Raw genomic sequence first — 1,634 nt, forward strand, 5'->3', positions numbered from 1 at the left:
AGCACAGAAAAAGCGGTTTGGCAGGACTTTTACCGACGTGCTTAAAGTTGCCTTGCAGGAAAAGATACAGAGGGAACAGGATTGGCAAGAGGGGTGAGGGGAATGTGCGAAAAATGTAGAGAAGCAATGGAAATATACTGCAAGACAAAAGCAGCAGCAACGCATGCAAAAATAATCGAGGTGTATATGTAGATGAACATAAGCAAGTTGATATTAGGCGATTGCATAGAGAAAATGAAGGAGTTGCCAGCCGAGAGCATAGACGCCATAATAACCGACCCACCTTATGGGTTGGAGTTTATGGGGAAAGAGTGGGATGGCTTCAGAACGCCGCTTGATTATGAGAATTGGACAGCAGCGTGGGCGGAGCAAGCTTTCAGGGTTATGAAAACAGGCGGTTTTCTTTTCAGCTTCGGTGGAACACGCACCTACCACAGAATGACCTGCGGAATAGAGGATGCAGGCTTTCAGATACGGGATTGCTTGGCATGGACTTACGCAAGCGGATTTCCAAAGGCGCAGGATTTAAGCGGGGTAGTCGCAAAACGTGAGGGGGCAAAACGTGAGGGGGCAAAACGTGAGGGGGCAGGGGCGCAAAACACAGAGAGTTTAGGTATATATCGGTCAGAATATCGAGAATATGTTTTAACTGAAAATGCCAAGCAGTTTATCGGCTGGAAAACGCCCGCCTTAAAGCCAGCCTTTGAGCCGATAGTAGTTGCACAAAAGCCGATTAAAGGCACAATAGCCGATAATATATTAAAGAACCGGGTTGGCGGGTATAACGTAGATGAATGCAGGATACCATATAAGAACAAAGACGAGTTTCGGGAGAATAACGAAAGTAAAGTGTCTTATTCCCACAAGGATATGGTCTATGCTTCAGGGCATAACAATATAGATAGAGAAGGAAATGATAAAGGGCGTTTTCCCCCAAACCTTCTTTCAGAGGATAATGCGCTGGATAATGGAAAAGTTTCTTCTTCTTTAGTTGAAGGTGGATTTCGAGCCGCAGTTAATACCTTCTCCGAGCAAGACAAAAATCAAGAGCACTTCACTACGCTTAGAGGGCACGATGACGAAGGCTCTTTCAACCGCTACTTCGACCTCGACGCGTGGTTTGAACAGCAACTAAAAACCCTGCCAAAAGAAGCTCGCATAACATTCCCGTTTTTGTATTCCCCAAAGGCAGGGAAAGGAGAGAAAAATGAGGGGCTGGAAGATTGGGAGGGGAAAAAACGAAATGCGGCATTTTGCCTGCCAAATCCAATATGCTTAAGTTGTGGTGGCGAGAAATATTCTCGTCAGCCAAACCGCAAAAAATGCAATTGTGAAGAACCTCTTTGGAAAGAACCCAAACATCTTATTTTAAAGAATTTCCATCCAACCGTTAAACCCGTCAAAATATGCACTTATCTAATCAAACTCGCCACAATGGAAGGCGCAACCATCCTTGACCCATTTATGGGAAGCGGCACGACAGGGATAGCGGCGTGGCTAACAAACAGGGACTTTGTGGGTATTGAGTTAAACGAAGAATACCACAAGATAGCAAAAGCAAGAATAGGGGAATACACAGCACAGCAAAAATTATTGTGAGGGGTGAGGGGAATGTGCGAAAAATGTAGAGAAGC

Annotated in this window: 1 protein-coding gene; it reads left to right on the plus strand. The window is 45.2% G+C overall.

The window, feature by feature from the left end:
• Positions 1–192: 192 nt before the first annotated feature.
• The gene (locus tag FJZ26_05915; GenBank protein MBM3229945.1) at positions 193–1,599 is read left to right on the plus strand and encodes a site-specific DNA-methyltransferase; all 1,407 of its coding nucleotides are present in this window, start codon (positions 193–195) and stop codon (positions 1,597–1,599) included.
• Positions 1,600–1,634: the final 35 nt, after the last annotated feature.

The organism is Candidatus Parvarchaeota archaeon, from assembly GCA_016866895.1.
Classification (GTDB): domain Archaea; phylum Micrarchaeota; class Micrarchaeia; order Anstonellales; family VGKX01; genus VGKX01.